Annotated in this window: 19 protein-coding genes; 14 read left to right on the forward strand and 5 right to left on the reverse strand. The window is 59.5% G+C overall.

Annotated features, from left to right (window positions below):
- The first annotated feature begins 52 nt into the window (after window positions 1–52).
- The 4 genes from gpmI (at window position 53) to Q7V03_RS16925 (ending at window position 4,600) form a co-directional block, all read left to right on the forward strand.
- Entirely contained in the window at window positions 53–1,573 is a 1,521-nt protein-coding gene (gpmI, locus tag Q7V03_RS16910; RefSeq protein ID WP_304926764.1) for a 2,3-bisphosphoglycerate-independent phosphoglycerate mutase, read from the forward strand.
- Window positions 1,570–2,697 (forward strand): murein hydrolase activator EnvC, encoded by a 1,128-nt coding sequence (locus tag Q7V03_RS16915; RefSeq protein WP_304926765.1) that lies wholly within the window; start codon window positions 1,570–1,572, stop codon window positions 2,695–2,697. The genes gpmI and Q7V03_RS16915 overlap by 4 nt, the downstream gene beginning before the upstream one ends.
- Window positions 2,698–2,706: 9 nt before the next feature.
- Complete coding sequence (locus Q7V03_RS16920; protein ID WP_304926766.1) at window positions 2,707–4,053, forward strand: S41 family peptidase; 1,347 nt, start codon at window positions 2,707–2,709, stop codon at window positions 4,051–4,053.
- A 64-nt stretch (window positions 4,054–4,117) separates the two neighbouring features.
- Window positions 4,118–4,600, forward strand: a complete 483-nt coding sequence (locus Q7V03_RS16925) for an RNA pyrophosphohydrolase (RefSeq protein ID WP_304926767.1) — start codon at window positions 4,118–4,120, stop codon at window positions 4,598–4,600.
- Between the two features lie 160 nt (window positions 4,601–4,760).
- Here the strand turns inward: Q7V03_RS16925 and Q7V03_RS16930 are convergent, their stop codons facing one another.
- A complete protein-coding gene (locus Q7V03_RS16930) occupies window positions 4,761–5,147 on the reverse strand; it encodes a GFA family protein (protein ID WP_304926768.1) in 387 nt (128 codons plus the stop codon).
- A gap of 224 nt (window positions 5,148–5,371) precedes the next feature.
- Here Q7V03_RS16930 and smc point away from each other — a divergent pair, with 224 nt between their 5' ends.
- Window positions 5,372–8,827 (forward strand): chromosome segregation protein SMC, encoded by a 3,456-nt coding sequence (smc, locus tag Q7V03_RS16935; protein WP_304926769.1) that lies wholly within the window; start codon window positions 5,372–5,374, stop codon window positions 8,825–8,827.
- A gap of 11 nt (window positions 8,828–8,838) precedes the next feature.
- Window positions 8,839–9,168, forward strand: coding sequence for a hypothetical protein (locus Q7V03_RS16940; protein ID WP_304926770.1), 330 nt, complete (start codon window positions 8,839–8,841; stop codon window positions 9,166–9,168).
- A 9-nt stretch (window positions 9,169–9,177) separates the two neighbouring features.
- Here Q7V03_RS16940 and Q7V03_RS16945 read toward each other — a convergent pair whose 3' ends face one another.
- A complete protein-coding gene (locus Q7V03_RS16945; protein ID WP_304926771.1) occupies window positions 9,178–9,714 on the reverse strand; it encodes a hypothetical protein in 537 nt (178 codons plus the stop codon).
- A gap of 176 nt (window positions 9,715–9,890) precedes the next feature.
- Here Q7V03_RS16945 and Q7V03_RS16950 point away from each other — a divergent pair, with 176 nt between their 5' ends.
- Window positions 9,891–10,241 carry a hypothetical protein gene (locus Q7V03_RS16950; protein ID WP_304926772.1) on the forward strand — a complete coding sequence of 117 codons (351 nt, stop codon included), beginning with the start codon at window positions 9,891–9,893 and terminating at the stop codon, window positions 10,239–10,241.
- 45 nt (window positions 10,242–10,286) lie between these two features.
- On the opposite strand, the gene Q7V03_RS16955 is transcribed toward Q7V03_RS16950, so the two are convergent.
- Complete coding sequence (locus Q7V03_RS16955) at window positions 10,287–11,456, reverse strand: MalY/PatB family protein (protein WP_304926773.1); 1,170 nt, start codon at window positions 11,454–11,456, stop codon at window positions 10,287–10,289.
- 206 nt (window positions 11,457–11,662) lie between these two features.
- On the opposite strand from Q7V03_RS16955, the gene def (Q7V03_RS16960) reads away from it, so the two are divergent.
- From def (Q7V03_RS16960) to Q7V03_RS16985, 6 genes are all read left to right on the forward strand, one after another.
- Window positions 11,663–12,187: a peptide deformylase gene (gene def, locus Q7V03_RS16960; RefSeq protein ID WP_304926774.1), complete on the forward strand. Its 525-nt coding sequence runs from the start codon at window positions 11,663–11,665 to the stop codon at window positions 12,185–12,187.
- The gene (gene def, locus Q7V03_RS16965; RefSeq protein ID WP_304926775.1) at window positions 12,187–12,669 is read left to right on the forward strand and encodes a peptide deformylase; all 483 of its coding nucleotides are present in this window, start codon (window positions 12,187–12,189) and stop codon (window positions 12,667–12,669) included. The genes def (Q7V03_RS16960) and def (Q7V03_RS16965) overlap by 1 nt, the downstream gene beginning before the upstream one ends.
- Window positions 12,666–13,169 (forward strand): peptide deformylase, encoded by a 504-nt coding sequence (def, locus tag Q7V03_RS16970; protein WP_304926776.1) that lies wholly within the window; start codon window positions 12,666–12,668, stop codon window positions 13,167–13,169. The genes def (Q7V03_RS16965) and def (Q7V03_RS16970) overlap by 4 nt, the downstream gene beginning before the upstream one ends.
- On the forward strand, window positions 13,166–14,059 hold the full coding sequence (fmt, locus tag Q7V03_RS16975; protein WP_304926777.1) for a methionyl-tRNA formyltransferase: 894 nt from the start codon (window positions 13,166–13,168) through the stop codon (window positions 14,057–14,059). The genes def (Q7V03_RS16970) and fmt overlap by 4 nt, the downstream gene beginning before the upstream one ends.
- A 56-nt stretch (window positions 14,060–14,115) precedes the next feature.
- Entirely contained in the window at window positions 14,116–14,253 is a 138-nt protein-coding gene (locus Q7V03_RS16980) for a hypothetical protein (protein WP_304926778.1), read from the forward strand.
- 341 nt (window positions 14,254–14,594) lie between these two features.
- A complete protein-coding gene (locus Q7V03_RS16985; RefSeq protein ID WP_304926779.1) occupies window positions 14,595–14,831 on the forward strand; it encodes a GlsB/YeaQ/YmgE family stress response membrane protein in 237 nt (78 codons plus the stop codon).
- Here the strand turns inward: Q7V03_RS16985 and Q7V03_RS16990 are convergent, their stop codons facing one another.
- Together Q7V03_RS16990 and Q7V03_RS16995 are read right to left on the reverse strand one after the other, a co-directional pair.
- Window positions 14,832–15,344 carry a transcriptional regulator gene (locus tag Q7V03_RS16990; protein ID WP_304926780.1) on the reverse strand — a complete coding sequence of 171 codons (513 nt, stop codon included), beginning with the start codon at window positions 15,342–15,344 and terminating at the stop codon, window positions 14,832–14,834. It abuts the gene before it with no gap.
- Between the two features lie 49 nt (window positions 15,345–15,393).
- Window positions 15,394–16,281: a hypothetical protein gene (locus tag Q7V03_RS16995; protein WP_304926781.1), complete on the reverse strand. Its 888-nt coding sequence runs from the start codon at window positions 16,279–16,281 to the stop codon at window positions 15,394–15,396.
- Between the two features lie 355 nt (window positions 16,282–16,636).
- On the opposite strand from Q7V03_RS16995, the gene Q7V03_RS17000 reads away from it, so the two are divergent.
- The gene (locus Q7V03_RS17000; RefSeq protein WP_304926782.1) at window positions 16,637–18,457 is read left to right on the forward strand and encodes a glycosyltransferase family 2 protein; all 1,821 of its coding nucleotides are present in this window, start codon (window positions 16,637–16,639) and stop codon (window positions 18,455–18,457) included.
- The last annotated feature ends 52 nt before the right edge of the window (window positions 18,458–18,509 follow it).

Genomic DNA, 18,509 nt, shown 5'->3' on the forward strand with positions numbered 1-18,509 from the left:
TCTGCGCCCCCCGCAGCGGTAGAAGCATCTGACGCATTGGAAAGGCCGCTTCATGTCTCGCAAACCCGTTGTTCTGTGCATTCTGGATGGCTGGGGGATCAATCCAGATCCGACATCCAGCGCGCCGGCGCAGGCAAATGTGCCAAATTTCAACCGGATTTGGGCGACGTGTCCGCATTCTACCCTGATCACCTATGGCCCGGATGTGGGCTTGCCGACCGGGCAGATGGGCAATTCGGAAGTCGGTCACACCAATATCGGCGCGGGCCGGGTCGTGGCGATGGATCTGGGCGCGATTGATCTGGCGGTCGAGGATGGCAGCTTTGCCACCAATCCTTCGCTGCTGGAATTTGTGGGTAAGCTGAAAGCCAGCGGCGGCACCGCGCATCTGATTGGCATGGTGTCGGATGGCGGCGTGCATGGCCATATCACCCATGTGATCGCGGCGTGTCGGACGATCACCGCGCTGGGCGTCCCGGTGGCCTTGCACGCGATCACCGATGGCCGCGATGTGTCGCCGTCTTCCGCCGCCGAATTCATCGATATGCTGATGGTGCAACTGCCAGCGGGCGCAAAGGTTGCCACGGTGATCGGGCGCTATTGGGCGATGGACCGCGACAATCGCTGGGAGCGGGTGCAGCGCGCGTATGATGCGATGGTGATGGCCAATGGTGAACGGGCCGAGACGCCAGCGCAGGCGGTGGCGCAGTCCTATGCCAAGGGCGAGATGGACGAATTTATCGCGCCCACGGTGATCGGCGATTATCAGGGTGCGATTGATGGCGACGGGGTGTTTTGTCTGAACTTTCGCTCGGACCGCTCCCGCGAGATTCTGGGCGCGATGGCGGCTCCGGGGTTTGCAGGCTTTGCCACTGGCGATCGGCCCGAATGGGCGGCGATGTTGGGGATGGTGGAATATTCCACCGATCACAGTGAATATATGTCCACGGCTTACCCCAAGCGCAGCATTTCCAACACTTTGGGGGAATGGGTGGCCAAGCAGGGCCGCACCCAGTTTCGTCTGGCGGAAACCGAGAAATATCCGCATGTCACGTTCTTTCTGAACGGTGGCCGCGAAGTGCCGTTTGAAGGCGAAGACCGCGCGATGCCAAAATCGCCGAAAGTCGCGACCTATGATTTGCAGCCGGAAATGTCCTCGGTCGAGGTGTCTGATAACCTCGTGATGGCGATTGAGAAGGGCTATGATCTGATCGTGGTCAACTTCGCCAACCCCGATATGGTCGGCCATACCGGCAGTCTGACGGCGGCGATCAAGGCGTGTGAGGCGGTGGATATTGGTTTGGGCCGCGCGCTGGTGGCGCTGGAGGCCAAGGGGGGGGCGATGATTGTCACCGCCGATCATGGCAACTGCGAGATGATGGTTGATCCGGTCACCGGCGGGCCACATACCTCGCACACCGTCAATCCGGTGCCGGTGGTGCTGGTCGGCGGGCCTGCGGGGGCGGTGTTGCGCGATGGCGGGCGGCTGGGTGATTTGGCCCCGACGATTCTGGCGTTGATGGGCTTGCCGCAACCGCCCGAGATGACGGGTCGGAGCCTTATGCTGGCATGATCCGCCCCGTCGCCTTGACCGCCGCCTTGCTTTTGATGTGGTCCGCCTCGGCGGCGTCGTCCGGCGTGGCCGAAGATGCGGCTGAGGCGAGTGCAGAATTGCAGCAGGCGGTGGCCGCTTTACAGGCGGCAGAGGGCGCGAAGGATCGGGTTGCGGCGCTGACCCAAACCATCAAAGCCTATGAGGAAGGTCTGGCGGCCCTGCGCGAAGCCTTGCGGCAGGCAGAGTTGCGCGAAACCGCGCTGACGCTGCAATTTCAGACCAAACGCGACCGGATTGCGCAGCTGTTGGGCGTGCTTTCCCGCATTGATGCCGAGCCGGGGCCACTGCTGCTGTTGCACCCAACGGGGCCCTTAGGCACCGTGCGGTCTGGCATGATGCTCGCCGATGTCACCCCGGCGTTGCAGGCCGAAGTCAATGATCTGAAGGGCCAATTACAAGAACTATCCGACCTGCGCCGCTTGCAAAAGGCGGCGGGGGAAACCTTGGGGCAGGGCTTGGCCGCCGCGCAAACGGCGCGATCAGATCTCAGTCAAGCCATGTCAGACCGCACCAAATTGCCGAAACGCTTCACGGAAGACCCCGACGTGCTGCGGGGCCTTTTGGAATCGGCGGATACGCTGGAAGCCTTCGCGGCGGGGCTTGCCTTGGATGACACGGGCAATGCCAGCTTTGCCGATCAGCAGGGCAAACTCGATCTGCCGGCGCTGGGCACTTTGCTTTTGAGAACCGATGAGACCGATATGCGCGGCGTCACCCGCCCCGGTATGACTCTTGCCACAAGGCCCGCAGCCTTGGTCACCAGCCCCTGGGCCGCAACCATCCGCTATCGTGGGCCGCTGCTCGACTACGGAAACGTGATGATCATTGAACCCGGTGGCGGCTATCTTATGGTATTGGGCGGGTTAGATCAGGTGTATGGCGAAGTCGGCGAAGTGATCCCAAAAGGTGCGGCACTGGGCCTGATGGGCGGCGCAGCGGCAGGATCTGGCGATCTTCTGGCGCCATCGACAGAAGGCAGTGGCGGACGCGAGACGGAAACGCTTTACATAGAGTTGAGGCAAGGTGCGAAACCAGTGGACCCAATGCAGTGGTTCGCGGCAACCGCCAAAGCAGAGGAATAGGACGAGCCGATGAAGAAGATGATTATCGCGGCACTGTGCGGCTCGATTGCAGGCGGCGTTATTACAACGCAGGTGGCGGGCCCGTTGATCGCGCAGGATGCGACGAAAAACGCCTCGGTCTATGAACAGCTTGACCTGTTCGGCGATGTGTTTGAACGCATCCGCGCGCAATATGTCGAGGATGTCGACAGCAAAAAGCTGGTTGAGGCCGCGATCAACGGCATGCTCACCTCGCTGGACCCACATTCCAGCTACATGGACGCCAAATCCTTTGATGACATGAACACCCAAACCCGCGGCGAGTTCGGCGGTTTGGGCATCGAAGTGACGATGGAAGAAGGCTATATCAAAGTCGTCTCCCCGATGGATGGCACGCCTGCCGATAAAGCCGGCATCAAGCCGGGTGATTTCATCACCACGGTCGATGGTGAAGCGGTGCAGGGTCTGACGCTGGATGCGGCGGTGGACAAGATGCGCGGCCCGATTGGCTCGGAAATCGTGATCACCGTGGTGCGTGAAGGTGTGAAAGAGCCGTTCGATGTCTCGATCATCCGTGACACCATCAAAGTGGCGGCGGTGAAAGCCCGGCTGGTCGGCAATATCGGCGTGCTGCGGGTGTCTTCGTTCAACGATCAAACCTATCCGGGCATCCAAGATGGCATCAAGAAGCTGACCGAAGAAGCGGGCGGCGCGGACAAGCTGAAAGGCTTCGTGATTGATCTGCGCAACAACCCCGGTGGTTTGCTGAAACAGGCGATTCTAAGCTCGGACGCGTTCCTGAATGAAGGCGAGATCGTCTCGACAAGGGGCCGCAATGCAGAAGACAGCTCGCGTGAGAATGCGACACCGGGCGATCTGGCCGATGGCAAGCCGATTGTGGTGCTGATCAACGGTGGCTCGGCGTCGGCTTCGGAAATCGTCGCAGGCGCATTGCAAGATCACCGCCGCGCGATTGTGGTGGGGACCAAAAGCTTTGGCAAAGGTTCGGTGCAAACCCTGATCCCGCTGAAGGGTGAGGGTGCGATGCGGCTGACCACGGCGCGGTATTACACACCGTCGGGGCGTTCGATCCAATCGTTGGGTGTGATGCCGGATATCGTGGTGAACCAACCGGTCGTCGATCCAGCGGCAGAAGGCACCGAGGCAAAAGCGGCCGAGGATCAAACCAAGCAGCGCACAGAAGCCAGCTTGCGCGGGGCGATCACCAATGACTCGATGAGCGAGGACGAGAAAAAACTGCTTGAAGACGAGCGGGCGCGCACCGAAGAAGCCGCCAAACTGCGCGATGAAGATTATCAGCTGGCCTATGCGGTGGATATTCTGCGCGGCTTGAACGCTGTGGCGACCAAGCCGTAAGTGCAAAGCTAACCAACTGCCGCGCCTTCGATTTGGGGCGCGGCAGTTTTTATTTGAGGCGCATATGACCGTTGATCCCGAAAGCTTGCCCTATCGCCCCTGCGTCGGTGTCGTGTTGATCAACGCCAAGGGCCTGATCTTTGCAGGCCAACGGTTGGACAACCCGGTGCCCGCGTGGCAGATGCCACAAGGCGGCATCGACGATGGCGAAAAACCCCGCGCGGCGGCTTTGCGCGAGTTGTGGGAAGAAACCGGCGTCACCGCCGATCTGGTGGAATTTGTCGGCAAAACCCACCATTGGGTGACCTATGATTTGCCGCCCGAGCTGTTGGGCAAAGTCTGGGGCGGCAAGTATCGCGGCCAGCGGCAGAAGTGGTTCCTGTTCCGGTTTCTGGGGACGGATATGCAGGTGAATATCGCCTCGGATCACCCCGAGTTTTCAAAATGGCGTTGGATTGGGGCCGATGACATGGTCGCCTCTATCGTGCCGTTCAAACGCAAGGTCTACGAAGAAGTGGTGCAGGCGTTTCGGGCACATCTGACTTAACGTAGGGTACATTCCTGCGCTGCAAAGTGACGTCACGGGCCATCACACACACTATGTTGTGGAATTTCCCTCAGAAGCTGACGTAAACCACAAATCAGTCCCAGCTGGGAAGGATGGATCTGGCACCAACATCGCCGTGTCAGATCACACGCAATCCGGATCAGTTCTGCGGCAAGCCATCGGCCAGATGCACCCAAGCCAACATCTCATCGGTGTGCACATGGGTTTCGGGCGCGTAAATGCCCGGATCATCCAGCAAAGCTGCATAGAAATGAATTTCACCCGGATATCGATCCGACCGATAGGCCATCTGCGCACCGCAGGTGGCACAGAAATCACGCCAAACACCGGGCGATGAGGCATAAGTCGCAGGCGCAGCGCCGGTCCATGCCCAAGCGCCATGGGCCACCCCAAAGAACGAGGTGAACGCCGAAGAACACGCCCGCCGACAGCTTTCGCAATGGCAATGGCTTTGCCACAAAGGTGCAGCCGTGCAGCGAAACCGCGTGGCACCACACAGGCAATGGCCGGAAACCGGTGGGGTCATGGCAAGGCTCCTTCCATCCAACTATCGGTACGTCTGCCACATCGGTCAATGTCCACAACCATTGCTCTTTTAGAAATACTCCCGCCGGAGGCTTCCACATCCCAGCCCGCGCCGCAATATCTTGGGGATAAGCATAGCGCCTCTGCCACATCCTGCGACGATAAGTTGACTCGCACGCGCGCTGCGTGGATCATACGCCTCCAACGGAATCAGGACACATCCATTTGCGCTTTACCAAGCTGCGGCTGAATGGCTTTAAAAGCTTCGTGGACCCGACCGATCTGGTCATCCATGACGGTCTGACCGGGGTGGTCGGCCCGAATGGCTGTGGTAAATCCAACCTGCTGGAGGCGATGCGCTGGGTGATGGGCGAAAACCGCCCCTCGGCGATGCGCGGTGGCGGGATGGAGGATGTAATTTTCAACGGCGCCGCCACCCGAGGCGCGCGGCATTTCGCCGAAGTGGCTCTGGTGCTGGACAACTCCGACCGCCTCGCGCCTTCGGGGTTCAATGATGCCGACACGGTAGAGATCACCCGCCGCATCACCCGCGATGCAGGCTCGGCCTATAAGCTGAACACCAAGGACGTGCGCGCCCGCGATGTGCAGATGCTGTTTGCCGATGCCTCAACGGGTTCCCACTCCCCTGCTTTGGTCCGCCAAGGACAGATTTCCGAACTGATCAATGCCAAGCCGAAGGCCCGCCGCCGCATCCTAGAGGAAGCCGCTGGAATCTCGGGCCTTTATGCCCGCAGGCACGAGGCCGAACTGAAACTATCGGGTGCGGAAACCAACCTGCTGCGCGTCGATGATGTGCTGGAATCGATGGCGCAGCAGCTGTCGCAACTGATCCGTCAGGCCAAACAAGCGGCCCGTTACCGCGAAATTGGCGAGGATCTTCGCCGCGCCGAAGGCCAACTGCTATACCGCCGCTGGCGCGAGGCTGAACTCGCCCGTGCCGAGGCGGACGGTCTTTTGCGTCAACGCTTGACCCAGGCTGCGGCAGCCGAAGCCGCCGCGCGTCTGGCCGCGAAACAACGCGAAGCCGCCGAGGATGCACTGCCACCTTTGCGCGACGAACAAGCCATCGCCGCCGCCATCCTGCAACGCCTGATGGTGCAGCGCGACCAGTTGGGCGACCAAGAGGCCCGCGCCCGCGCGATGATCGAAACCCTGCGGGGCCGCATCGCCGAACTTGACCGCGATGCCGAACGCGAATCCAGCCTGAACCGCGACGCGGGCGAGACGATTGGGCGGCTGGAATGGGAAATTGAACAGCTGTTGCGCGCCAGTGACGGCCACGAGGATCGGTTGACCGAGGCTTCCGATCTGGCGCGCGAAGCGTCGGCAATTCTGAGCAACCGCGAAGGTGTTTTGTCGCAGGCCACCGAAGATGCCGCCCGTCTGGCCGCGCGTCACCAGTCGGTGCAGCGGATGCTGGCTGACAGCAAAGCAACGGTGCAAAAGGCTGAACATGAGGCCGCGCGGGCGGCAGAGGCGGTTCTATCTGCCCAATCCGCACTGGAAACAGCCTCCGAAGGCTTTGAAGCCGCAGAAGAATCGCAAGCCGCCGCCGCCGAGGCCGCCGAAGCTGCTGAAGACGCCCTGCTGGCCGCCGAAGACGCCCGTGGCGAGGTGCAAGGCCGCGAAGCCGAAGCCCGCGCAGCAAGGTCCGAGGCCGAAGGCGAGGCTTCTGCCCTGCGCGCTGAAGTTGCGGCGTTGACTCGTTTGGTGCAGCGCGAAGCCCAAGCGGGGCATCAACTGCTCGATCTGCTGGTGGTCGAGCCGGGTCTGGAAAAGGCCATTGGTGCGGCTTTGGCCGATGACCTGCGCGCGCCGGAAGTGGGAACGGATAAACGCTCTGGCTGGGTCGCATTGCCCGATTACGCCCGGTCGCAAAGCCTGCCCATAGGCGTTAAGCCACTGTCAAACCACGTTCAGGCCCCCGGCGTGCTGTCGCGCCGCATGGCCCAAATTGGCCTCATTAACCGCGCCGACGGCCCGCGCCTGCAAGCCGATCTGCAACCGGGGCAGCGTTTGGTCAGCCGCGAAGGCGACCTCTGGCGCTGGGATGGCTTCCGCGCCGGGGCCGAAGACGCGCCCTCTGCCGCCGCTTTGCGCTTGCAACAGTTGAACCGCCTGACCGCCTTGAAACGTGATCTGGAGGAAGTTTCTGCGCGTGCAGAAGGCGCGTCGCAGGCCCATGCCCTGCTGCAATCCCGCCTGGCCGACCTTGCCCGTGCGGACCAGACCGCCCGTGATGCCCGCCGCGCCGCCGATGCCCGCGTGTCCGAGGCCAACCGCATGGCCGCCCGCACTGAGGCCGATAAATCCATTGCTGGCGGCAAGTTGGACGCCGCCCGCCTGTCAGTGGATCGCTATGAAGGCGAGGCCTCTGAGGCGCGCGAACGCTTGGAATCCGCGGTGGCCGCCGAGGAAGACCTGCCCGATCTCGACTCGGCCCGCGAAAGCCTCGAGGCCGCCAAGCTGGCGGTTGAGGCCGCTCGCATCACCATGATGTCGCGGCGCTCGGCGCAGGATGAGGTGCGCCGCGAAGGCGAAGCGCGGGTGCGCCGCAGGCAGGAAGCGGTGAAGGAACTGTCGGGCTGGAAGCACCGTCTGGACACGGCGGCCAAGCGCATCGCAGAACTCGCCGAGCGCCGCGCCGAGACGCAAGAGGAGCTGTCAGAGGCCTCTGCCGCCCCCGAAGAAATCGCCATCAAGCGCGAAGAACTCAGCGACGCGATCACCGAAGCCGAAGCCCGGCGCGCAGTGGCCGCCGATGCTTTGTCTGCCGCCGAAGCCGCCCTGCGCAGCGCCCGCGACACGGAACGCGAAGGCGAGCGGCTGGCAGGCGAAGCCCGCGAAGCCCGCGCCCGTGCCGAAGCCCGCACCGAAGCCGCCCGCGAAACGGTTGCTTTCGCCGCCGAACGCATCGCCGAAGAACAGGGCGCGACACCTGATCAACTTCTCGACACGCTGAAAGTTGACCCTGACAAGATGCCGGATGCCGAGGTTCTCGACACCGAGGTGCAACGCCTGAAGCGGCAACGTGAGGCTTTGGGCGCGGTCAACCTGCGCGCCGAAGAAGATGCCAAGACGGTTTCCGATGAATACGACGCGCTGGCGCAGGAAAAAATCGACCTTGAAGAAGCGATCAAAAAACTGCGATCCGGCATCGCGGGCCTGAACCGCGAGGGCCGCGAACGCCTGCTGACCGCGTTTGAACAGGTTAACGCCAACTTCGCGACTTTGTTCACCCATCTGTTCAACGGTGGCGAGGCGCGGCTGGTTCTGGTCGAATCCGATGACCCGCTGGAAGCCGGGCTAGAGATCATGTGCCAACCGCCGGGCAAGAAGCTGGCGACGCTATCTCTGCTGTCGGGTGGCGAGCAAACCCTGACCGCGCTGGCGCTGATTTTCGGCGTGTTTCTCGCCAATCCCGCGCCGATTTGCGTGCTGGATGAAGTTGACGCGCCGTTGGATGACGCCAACGTCACCCGGTTCTGCGATCTGCTGGATGAGATGACCCGCCGCACCGAAACCCGCTTTTTGATCATCACCCATCATGCGGTGACGATGGCGCGGATGGATCGCTTGTTTGGCGTTACCATGGCAGAACAAGGCGTTAGCCAGTTGGTCTCGGTTGACCTGAAACGTGCCGAAGCACTGGTCGCCTGATGGAGCACCTTTTGCGCGCAGCCGGATTCACCGGGGTAGAGGCTGTGGGTGGCGTGATTTACGCCCGCAGCGACCCGACTTTTCCCGAATTTACCGCCACGCAAATTGGTGCCATCTGGCTCTTGGCACAAACTTGGCCGCTGCGTGCAACGCCGGCGCAAATCGCAGACTGGACCGCCCAGCACCCCGATGCGCCGATGGATATTTCCCAAGGCGAGACCCGGATTACCCTCCGCGCAACCCCAGAAAACCTCGCGCTTTGGGCCGAGCTGACCCGCGCCATGGTCGCACACTGCGTCGCATGGCGGCGCGAAACCCGCCAGCGCGACGAGGGCATGTAGCGCCAAAGGTTAACGCATCACCTGCAAACGATCACTCAAACCCACTTCACCATCGACCTCAACCGAGCACAAAATTCCGCGCAACCGCAGCAGTGGGTTGGCCCGCACCCAAGTGTAGGCAGCCGTGCCGTAGCGCACCTTCCACTTCGCGCAGGAATCGTTCCACACATCCGAGACCCGCAGCACCGCCGTGCCCACTTGGATCAGCGTGCCAACCGGAAGATTGGCCTCTGACATCTCCAGATCCGCCACAATCGGATCGCCGGGATGCGGCTGGTTGCGATCCCGCCAGACCAGATCCATCACCCGGCTTTGCAGGATCGAGACCTGAATCCGCGGATCGGGGCTGCCATCCGCCAGCCGCATCCAAGGCGTCGTTGTCCAACGCTCGCCCGGAATGCCTTGGGCTTTGGTCATGCTGATTTGCGCGGGGAACACCCTTTGACCAAGCGCTGGCCGCAGGCAAAGTCCACGAATCGGGGCATCGGTCTTCGGCGCTGCTTGCACATGCGGCAGGGCATCCTGCAATTCGGCCAAAGTGATCATGCGATGCTCCATATTCCGCGCCCTTGAAACAACGATTCTAGGGCCATTTCCTTTCGGCCATGTCACCATTCGCGACATTTTCGCAACGTGTGCGGGGCATTTCGTTATCGCGTTCTCAGCGTGTCACAAAATTAAGCAGTTCGCGGGCAATCTTAACAGCAACGGTGGAGGCGAAGATGCTGGAATTCTTGCCACAAGACATTCGCGACGGTTTGGATGCAGCCCGCAAACGCGAATCGTCGCGCAAATCGCGGCTGCGCGTGCAGGTGGGTGAGGCGGTTTTTCCGGTGATCCGCTGTTGGCACGACGGTTTCGCCTTGGATGCAGCCCTCACCCCCCACCTGCGCGGTCTGGTCGATGTCTACGATGGCTCGCGGCATGTTTTTCAATGCCTGATCGTGGCTTCACTGGTCGAAAATGGTGATTTAATCTGCGATTTCAAACGGATGACCTTGGTGTCTGACCGCGCTGCGCTGGATTACTACCGCGATGAAAACGCCCCGGTGGCACTGCTGCCCAGAGCCTGAGTTGGGTGTGGCGCCCCCGCCACCCCCCTTTGCGTAACGCCGCCGCTATTGCAGATCGGCAAAGGCAGCTTGCAGCCGCTGCACCGCCTCAACCACCACCGCGCGCGGCGTGGCAAGGTTAAAGCGCAGGAAGGACTCGCCGCCGGCACCGAAGGGCGTGCCATGATTGCTGGCGATTTTCGCCTGTTTCTGCACCCGATCAATGAATTCAGATTGCGCCATGCCGGTGCCGGCAAAATCCACCCAAGCCAGATAGGTCGCCTCTAGCGGCATCGAATTCAAGCCGGGAATCTGGTTAATGCCCGCGTTGAAAATCTTGGCATTGCCGTCAAGGTAAGCACAAAGCTGGTCCACCCAAGCCGCACCCTCGGCCGAGTAAGCTGCCGTCGCCATGAACATGCCAAACGAGTTCGGCGAGATCCCCATCGCGTTCATCCGTTCAGCAAAGCGTGCGCGCAGTTTGGGATCGGCGATGATCACATTGCCAGAATGTGCGCCTGCGATGTTAAAGGTCTTGGTGGTGGCGGTCATCATGACCAAACGTTCGGAAATCCCCGGTATCGCTGTCATCACCGTATGCTTCTGCCCCGGCATCACAAGATCATGATGAATCTCATCCGACACCAACAACAACTTGTGGCGCGTGCAGAAATCCGCCACGCCCTGCAACTCGGCATGCGTCCAAACCCGGCCGCCCGGATTGTGCGGCGAGCACAGGATCAGCATGGTCTCGTTGCCGGTCATCTGGGCATCCCAGGCCGTGAAATCCATTTCGTAACGCCCGTTCACATTAGCGAGCTTGCATTCAACCACCTGCCGCCCCGCGCCTTTGATCACCCGCGCGAAGGCGTGATAAATCGGGGTGAACAGCACCACGCCGTCGCCTGGTTTGGTAAAGGCATCGACGCACATCGCGGTGCCGTTCACCAAGCCGTGCGTGGTGAAAATCTGATCCCGCTCCACCGACCAACCGTGCCGGGTCTGCATCCACCAGCGAACAGCGTCCAGATAGGCGGCGTCATCGCCGTAATATCCGTAGACGCCATGCGCAATCATGCCTTCGAGGGCCGCTTGCACGCAGGTCGGTGGGCGGAAGTCCATATCCGCCACCCACATGGCGATGCCGTCCTTGGCCGGCACGCCATAGAAGGCCTCCATCGAATCCCATTTGACAGAATGGGTTCCAAAGCGATTGATTGGGGTGTCGAAGGTCATGGCTATCCTGCTGCGTTTCGGTATTTCGTTCTAGTTAAATTAAACTTATCAGAAAATCATCCCTACTTATGCTTATAAATCAGAACTATGTGCCGATTACCCATAATTTACTGGGAAAAACGACTATTGTTGAAGCTTGAGGGTCATTTTCAATGAATCCCCGCCACCCTCTTGCACGATTTGCCCCCGCGCCGTAAATCCCAAAGATGATCCGCGATATCCTGATCCATCCCGATCCGCGTCTGAAGAAGCCCTGCGAGCCAATCGCAGCGGTCACTGCCGAGATTGCCGCACTGGCGGCGGACATGTTTGAAACCATGTATGAGGCGCCCGGAATTGGTTTGGCCGCGCCGCAAATTGGCGTGATGAAGCGGCTGATTGTGATGGATTGCATCAAAGATGGCCCGCCCGAGCCGATGGCGCTGCTCAATCCGCAGGTTTTGTGGTCGTCGGAGGGCCTTGGCAGCTACGAGGAGGGCTGTCTGTCGATCCCCGATCAATATGCCGAGGTGAAGCGACCGAGTTCGGTGAAAGTCGGCTGGATGGACCTTGATGGCGTCCCGCAGGAACGCTTGTTTACCGGTCTGTGGGCGACCTGTGTGCAGCACGAAATTGATCACCTGAATGGCAAGCTGTTCATTGATTATCTTGGCCCGCTGAAGCGGCAGATGATCACCCGTAAGATGGAAAAGCTGAAACGGGAACGCGCGCGCTCGGGGGCCGAGTACTGATGGCGATCTTGCCAATCATTATCTGGCCAGATGCACGGTTAACGACTGTTTGTTCAGAAATTAACGGCGATGTTTCCGTTTTGGCTGCCGATATGCTGGAAACCATGTATGCCGCCCCCGGTCGTGGGCTGGCGGCACCGCAAGTCGGAGTCTTGCTGCGGCTGTTCGTGATGGATTGCACATGGAAAGACGGCACCTACGCCCCGCGCGTTCTGATCAACCCAGAACTGCTCTGGACCTCGTCAGAAACTGTGATTGGACCTGAAGGTTGTCTGTCTTTACCGGGCATGACCAGCCAAATTGCACGACCAGCTTCGGTGCGGATGCGGTGGCTTGACCTTGCCGATGTCGTTTGTGAAGAAACGTTCATAGGCTTTGCTGCGATCTGCGCTCAGCATGAACTGGACCATCTGAACGGTGTTTTAACGCTGGATCACCTCGATCCTGCCGCCCGCGCCTTAGCCGAAAGTACCCTGAGATGACGGCTCGATCCTGCCTGCCATACCCGCATCCCTGCCTGCGCATACCAGCCCATCCCGTCGCCGAGATCACCGATGAGATCCGCGCGATCTGGGCCGATATGGTGGATACGATGGATGCGATGCCCGGTTACGGGCTGGCTGCGGTGCAGATTGGCATCCCGCAAAGCTTGGCCGTGGTGGATTGTTCCGATCAGCGTGGTCAGGCCATTTTGATGGCAAACCCGCAGATTTTGCATGCCTCAGGGCAATTCCGCGAGCATGAAGAGGCCTCGCCAAATCTGCCCGGCGTATCGGCCGTTGTGCGGCGTCCGCGTGCCGTGACCGTGCGGTTTCTCAATGCGGACAATCAGATCGAAGACCGCGATTTCGTCAATCTGTGGGCGACGTCTGTGCAGCATCAGATCGACCATCTGGCGGGCAAAATGTTCTTTGACCATCTCTCCGCAGTGAAGCGCAAAATGCTGATCACGCGGGCCGAAAAGCTGCGAAAACGGTTATGAAAATAATTTTCATGGGCACACCGGAGTTCTCGGTGCCGATCCTAAAGGCGCTATCTCAACACCATGAGATTATTGCGGTATACTGCCAACCTCCCAGACCTGCCGGGCGCGGAAAAGCTGACCGTGCGAGCCCCGTGCAGCACTGTGCCGAAGCCTTGGGCCTGCCGGTTTTCCACCCTGTATCGTTGCGAACCGTCGAGGCGCAACACGCCTTTGCCGCGTTGGAAGCGGACCTCGCCGTCGTCGTCGCTTATGGGCTGATCCTGCCGCAAGCTGTGCTCGATCAGCCGCGCCTTGGGTGTCTGAATATCCATGCCTCCTTGCTGCCGCGCTGGCGCGGGGCCGCCCCGATTCATCGCGCAATCATGGCGGGTGACACCGAGACCGGGATCAGCATCATGCAGATGGAAGCTGGTCTTGATACTGGCCCTGTTCTGGCGCGCGAAGCGACCGCAATTGGCGCGGAGGAGACGACTGCAGATCTGCAGGATCGCCTGTCAATGCTTGGAGCGAAGCTGATCACGGCTACGATTGACCTTTTGCCATTGGAGGCTATCCCGCAATCCGAACAAGGCGTCACATACGCGTCCAAGATCGACAAGGCCGAAGCGCGGGTTGATTGGTCAAAGCCCGCCGCACTGGTTGATCGCCAAATCCGCGGCCTCTCCCCGTTTCCCGGGGCTTGGTGTGAGGTTAACGGAGAGCGTATCAAACTGCTGCGCTCGCGCGCAACCACGGGGTCGGGCGCTGTTGGACAAGTGCTGAACGGGCTGCGCATCGCTTGCGGTGATGGTGCCGTCGAGATCACTCTGGCGCAGCGCGAGGGCAAGCGGCCGATGTCGGCAGCTGACATCCTGAATGGGCTGAAAATGCCCGAAACCCTCACTTGATCTCGATCGAAACGGGCAGCACCCTCGGCCTATGCTGGTAAGACCGGGAGCGTGATATGGATCGTGAACAAAAATTCTGGATCGTCACAGTCGCGGCTGATCATGCTGAAAGCGGCATGGATTGGGTCATCGTTAAGGCCGTTATGGTAAATCGGACCCGCTACGGCGCGTGGCCGCCGCTGATGGTGTGGTGATCTACTCCCCCAGAACCAAGTTTCGGGATGGCGAAAGCTTGATGTCGTCCACAGCGATCGGCTGGGTGACAGGGGATTGCCCTATCCATATAAGATGCTAAGCGAATTTGTGGCGTGGCGACGCGGCGTGCAGTGGCAACCTGCGGCAAAGATCCAACCTATTCGTCCGCTGCTCGGCCACCCGGAACTGATGCGCAACCAGCCGAGTTGGGCGATGGTGTTTCGCTATGGTCTGGTCGCGAGATTTTGCGCATATCGCCCGAGCCATGGTTGCGGCGGAGTAGGCCATTCCATTTTCAGCAATCGTCCCCATATGGGCGGTATGGATGAAGGAGGCGGGTATGGGCTTGGTGTTCTTGTTGATCATCGGAACGGCGGCTGGTTTTTTGGCAACACGGGTGATGCGTATTGATGCGGATGTGCCAACGACGGTGGTGATTGGCATCGCAGGGGCATTGATCGGCGGGTTTTTGTTGCGCAGTCTGGTGGTGATCACCGGCTGGCTGGCTGGGCTTGTTGGGGCGATTGTTGGTGCTATGGTGCTGATCTGGCTATATAAAACCTATATCATGAAATAGTTAACCAAGTCGCTTAATCGCCTCGCCCAACCGAAAGCCCTTGCCGCCGCCCGCATCCCACAACATCCGACCCTGCCACGCCGCAAAGATAAGCGCCGCCGTTTCTTTCGCCTTCGCGCTGTCGTCCAGACGCGCTGCAATTGCCTGCTCAACTTTATGACGCCAAGCTTTTGCACGCCTGATCAAGGCCGGATCGCGTAAACTCAGCATCAGCAACGCGCCCGGATCAACCGGCCCAACAAGCGATTTCAGCAGGCTCGCCAGCCCTTTGTTCAAGGCCGCGACATCCAGAGTTACGGCTTCGACTAAGTCGTCCAACTCGGCCCAAGCCTGTGCAATCGCGCTTAAGATCATTTCATTGCAACTGCCAAAACGTTGCACCAAAGTGGCTGGCGCAAGCCCGGTCGCTGCAGAAACTGTTGAAAACGTCACCGCTTTTTCGCCATTTTGCAGCAGCACGGCCAGAACCTGCTGGAAAACATCACGGTCCGAGATCAGTTTTGAACGTGCCATAATCTCAATATGACTCAGACATTATGAATTGCAAGTTAAACGTGAATGGCTATTCATCATCGTCCAGGTCTTCCCCCGCTTTGTCGATCCGCTTCACCCCAGCTTGTCGCTTTAACATCTTGCGGCTTATCGCGGTCAATCCGGTTTCCTTCAGGACCTTCAACTGGCGATAATGCACTGTGAAAATCTCACGATCCTCGGGAAGGGCATCACCACGCAGTTTTCCGCCCAGAATAAAGTGTTGTTCTTCTGGCAGAATATTCCATTTCAACCCCGATTTTTGGATCGCGAGTGGCATCGAAATTTGGTCGAGATAGGGTCGCTTTCCGGGAACATCTGGATGCGCATCAATGGTCTGCGCGACGTCCATCCAGACCTGCGGAAAGCTACGACCATCTGGGCTGCGGTATTGCTCGGGGAAGCTGAACAAACCTGAACTGAAATACGGTATGCGCTGACGTTCCCCGGACTGGCGTGCCAATTTGATACGCTCCTCTGGAATCGCCATATCGCAGGCGTCATAGATCAGGTTCCAATTGTCAGTTTTACCCCAGTTCATCGAGGCGGCGGGCGTCAGCGAGACCGCACCCGCCATGATAATATTCTCAACCCGGTTCTGGCGTAGGCAAAGAATGTCGCTGTCGAAGAAGGCTGAAAACTCAGTATCGCGCGGCTCCATCGTGGCGAGAATTTTGTTTCCATGCGGATAGGCCGGAGAAAATCGCCCCTCGACCACGAAGGGACGCACTTCGCAGCCCATGCGGCGCAGCACTTCTTTGACATTCGGCGAGACTTGATCAAGCTTAATATCCGGACAATAGCCGACCAGCGCGACCTGATCGCCAAACTGTTCGCGCAGTGACGCCGCAAGAAAACAGGCCATCACCTCATAATCGGGGGGCTCCACAATGAAAAATACGGTCAGTTTCGGGGTCATATACTTGCTCTGCGGGTGAAAATGCGAAGATTTTGGCAGACTAAGCTGCATCGCATCGCAAAGTCACGCGTTTGACAAAAGTTTTGATGCAAAGTCCTTGGTTTTCGTTGCTAAATTGGAAACAGTTGTCTGCTAAGACACAGTTCAGCGCAGTTTTCTGCATTGGCCTTGCTGGCAGATTCCGGCTTGCCCTATGGTGATCTGCAATCGGGGTTCTGCGGCGGGCCAAAGGCTTCGCCGCGCAGAGGCAGGGCAGGGCGTGACGTCGAAACAAGGTAAGCAACCAGAAGGCATTGTACCGCTTGCGGGGCGTCCGAAAGGGGCTGATGCGCGCTGGGGCACTGTTGATTTTTCGTTGAAACGCCATGATAGCCCGCATGGTCAGGTGACCGCCGTCTCGATGATGAAGGACGAAGGCGCCTATGTGATCGAATGGGTTGCGCATCATCTGGCGGTCGGATTTTCTGATCTGGTGGTCTATACGAACGATTGTTCAGATGGCACCGATGACATGCTGATCCGGCTGGAGGAATTGGGGCTCTGCCACCATCGCCGCAACGTGATCCCCGAAGGCATCCGCCCGCAACCCTCGGCGCTGAACTGCGCGCAGGACGAGCCTGTGGTGCAGCAATCCGACTGGGTGATGGTGTTTGACGCCGATGAGTTTTTGTCGATCAGACACGGCGATGGCACCCTCGACAGCCTGCTGTCGGCGACCAAAGCGCAGGGTGCCAATGGCATCGTGGTGACATGGCGGATATTCGGCTCTGGCGGGGTGGTGGATTGGTCGCGCGCACCGGTAACGGAGCAATATCTATGGGCCGCACCGCAGGAATGGAACAAGGGCTGGGGGGTAAAGACGCTGTTCAGCTTCAGTGCCGATAAGTGGAAATTGGGAATTCACCGCCCGAAAATGAAGACGAAATGGCATGAAACTGCGTTCCCTGATGAGGTGAAATGGCTGAACGGTTCGGGTCGCGAGATGGAAGATTACTTCAAGTTTCGCGGCTGGCGTTCGATCACCCGGACTGTTGGTTATGACTGGGTGCAGCTCAATCATTACGCGGTAAAATCGGTGGACAGCTATGCCATTCGCAAGATGCGCGGCAATGTGAACAATAAGGCGGATAAGTACAATTCCGACTATTGGTCGCTGCAAGATCGCAATGAAGTGCGCGACGATACGATGCTGCGCTACACCAAACAGCGCAATGCCATCATCGCGCAACTGCTGCAAGACCCGGTGCTAAACCGCTTGCACCATGCGGCGATTGCACGTGCCGAGGGGCGTTTGGCCGAGCTGCGCCAGACCGAGGCCTATCACCAGCTGGTGGCCGATTTGGCCAAAGCCTCTGATGTCCCGATCAGCCAGATCGTCGCGAAACCGCCACAGGCCCGCGACAAGGAAAAGATCGCAGCGCTGATGTCTGATGTGGAAAAGCGCCGGGGTGCCAAGGCGAAAACCGAACGGCAGGCCGTCCCGAAAGACCCAGTTGAGGCGGTGCCGATGGGGTCGTATCGGTCGGGCAGGTTTGATCTTTCGCAAGACGCGCGTGCCGAAGTTTACCCTAATCACAGCATGAAACTGCCTGCCGATCCGCGTGTTTTTACGGATTCGGCGCGGGTTCTGATCCAATCTGGTAAGTTCGAGCGCGGGCTTGCGCGCCGGATGCCGCAGGTCTTGGCTGAGCAGGCCAAGGTGTTGGAAATCGGCTCTGCAGTGGGCTTTCTGGCCGGGCATTGCGCCAATATCCGGCCCGATCTGAGCCTCTGTCTGCAAGAGGATAACCCCGATTTGCGGCAGATGCTGGCTGTGGTTTGCGCGCTGAGTAACCGCGCTTTCAGCAATCGCTTTATCCTTTTGGATCAAATTCTTGGAGCTGAACCCACGACAGGCGCGCTGGCGCTGATCACGGAGCTGCGCCCGGATGCTCTGTTGCTTTCAGACTCGCAACTTAGCCCAGAGGTGCTGCAAAAATTGCTGCCGATGTTACCCGCGCCTGTCCCGAAACAGATATTTCTCTATGGTCGCTTGTTGGAGCAACATCACGCGCATTTGCCGGAAATAGAGGACATGCTGGCGGCACTTGGCTATGTGCCGGACTATGGATTTGACGCCAATATCGCGCGCGGTTTTCGGCTTGGTGCACCCGTCGATCCAGACGACCCAAGTTAACCAACGTCCGCCGCTGGACAGCCTTACGGCTCTGCGGCATTGTTCCACAAAA

This window comes from Cypionkella sp. (assembly GCF_030652235.1).
Classification (GTDB): domain Bacteria; phylum Pseudomonadota; class Alphaproteobacteria; order Rhodobacterales; family Rhodobacteraceae; genus Cypionkella.

Excerpts from the sequence above, each read along its gene's own strand:
- Q7V03_RS16955 (WP_304926773.1), bottom strand. The coding sequence starts at position 11,456 with ATGACCTTCGACACCCCAATCAATCGCTTTGGAACCCATTCTGTCAAA.
- gpmI (WP_304926764.1), top strand. The coding sequence starts at position 53 with ATGTCTCGCAAACCCGTTGTTCTGTGCATTCTGGATGGCTGGGGGATC.
- def (WP_304926776.1), top strand. The coding sequence starts at position 12,666 with ATGACGGCTCGATCCTGCCTGCCATACCCGCATCCCTGCCTGCGCATA.
- Q7V03_RS16930 (WP_304926768.1), bottom strand. The coding sequence starts at position 5,147 with ATGACCCCACCGGTTTCCGGCCATTGCCTGTGTGGTGCCACGCGGTTT.
- Q7V03_RS16915 (WP_304926765.1), top strand. The coding sequence starts at position 1,570 with ATGATCCGCCCCGTCGCCTTGACCGCCGCCTTGCTTTTGATGTGGTCC.
- def (WP_304926774.1), top strand. The coding sequence starts at position 11,663 with ATGATCCGCGATATCCTGATCCATCCCGATCCGCGTCTGAAGAAGCCC.
- Q7V03_RS16990 (WP_304926780.1), bottom strand. The coding sequence starts at position 15,344 with ATGGCACGTTCAAAACTGATCTCGGACCGTGATGTTTTCCAGCAGGTT.
- Q7V03_RS16980 (WP_304926778.1), top strand. The coding sequence starts at position 14,116 with ATGGATCGTGAACAAAAATTCTGGATCGTCACAGTCGCGGCTGATCAT.
- def (WP_304926775.1), top strand. The coding sequence starts at position 12,187 with ATGGCGATCTTGCCAATCATTATCTGGCCAGATGCACGGTTAACGACT.
- Q7V03_RS16995 (WP_304926781.1), bottom strand. The coding sequence starts at position 16,281 with ATGACCCCGAAACTGACCGTATTTTTCATTGTGGAGCCCCCCGATTAT.
- Q7V03_RS16945 (WP_304926771.1), bottom strand. The coding sequence starts at position 9,714 with ATGATCACTTTGGCCGAATTGCAGGATGCCCTGCCGCATGTGCAAGCA.
- Q7V03_RS16920 (WP_304926766.1), top strand. The coding sequence starts at position 2,707 with ATGAAGAAGATGATTATCGCGGCACTGTGCGGCTCGATTGCAGGCGGC.
- fmt (WP_304926777.1), top strand. The coding sequence starts at position 13,166 with ATGAAAATAATTTTCATGGGCACACCGGAGTTCTCGGTGCCGATCCTA.
- Q7V03_RS16950 (WP_304926772.1), top strand. The coding sequence starts at position 9,891 with ATGCTGGAATTCTTGCCACAAGACATTCGCGACGGTTTGGATGCAGCC.
- Q7V03_RS16985 (WP_304926779.1), top strand. The coding sequence starts at position 14,595 with ATGGGCTTGGTGTTCTTGTTGATCATCGGAACGGCGGCTGGTTTTTTG.
- Q7V03_RS16925 (WP_304926767.1), top strand. The coding sequence starts at position 4,118 with ATGACCGTTGATCCCGAAAGCTTGCCCTATCGCCCCTGCGTCGGTGTC.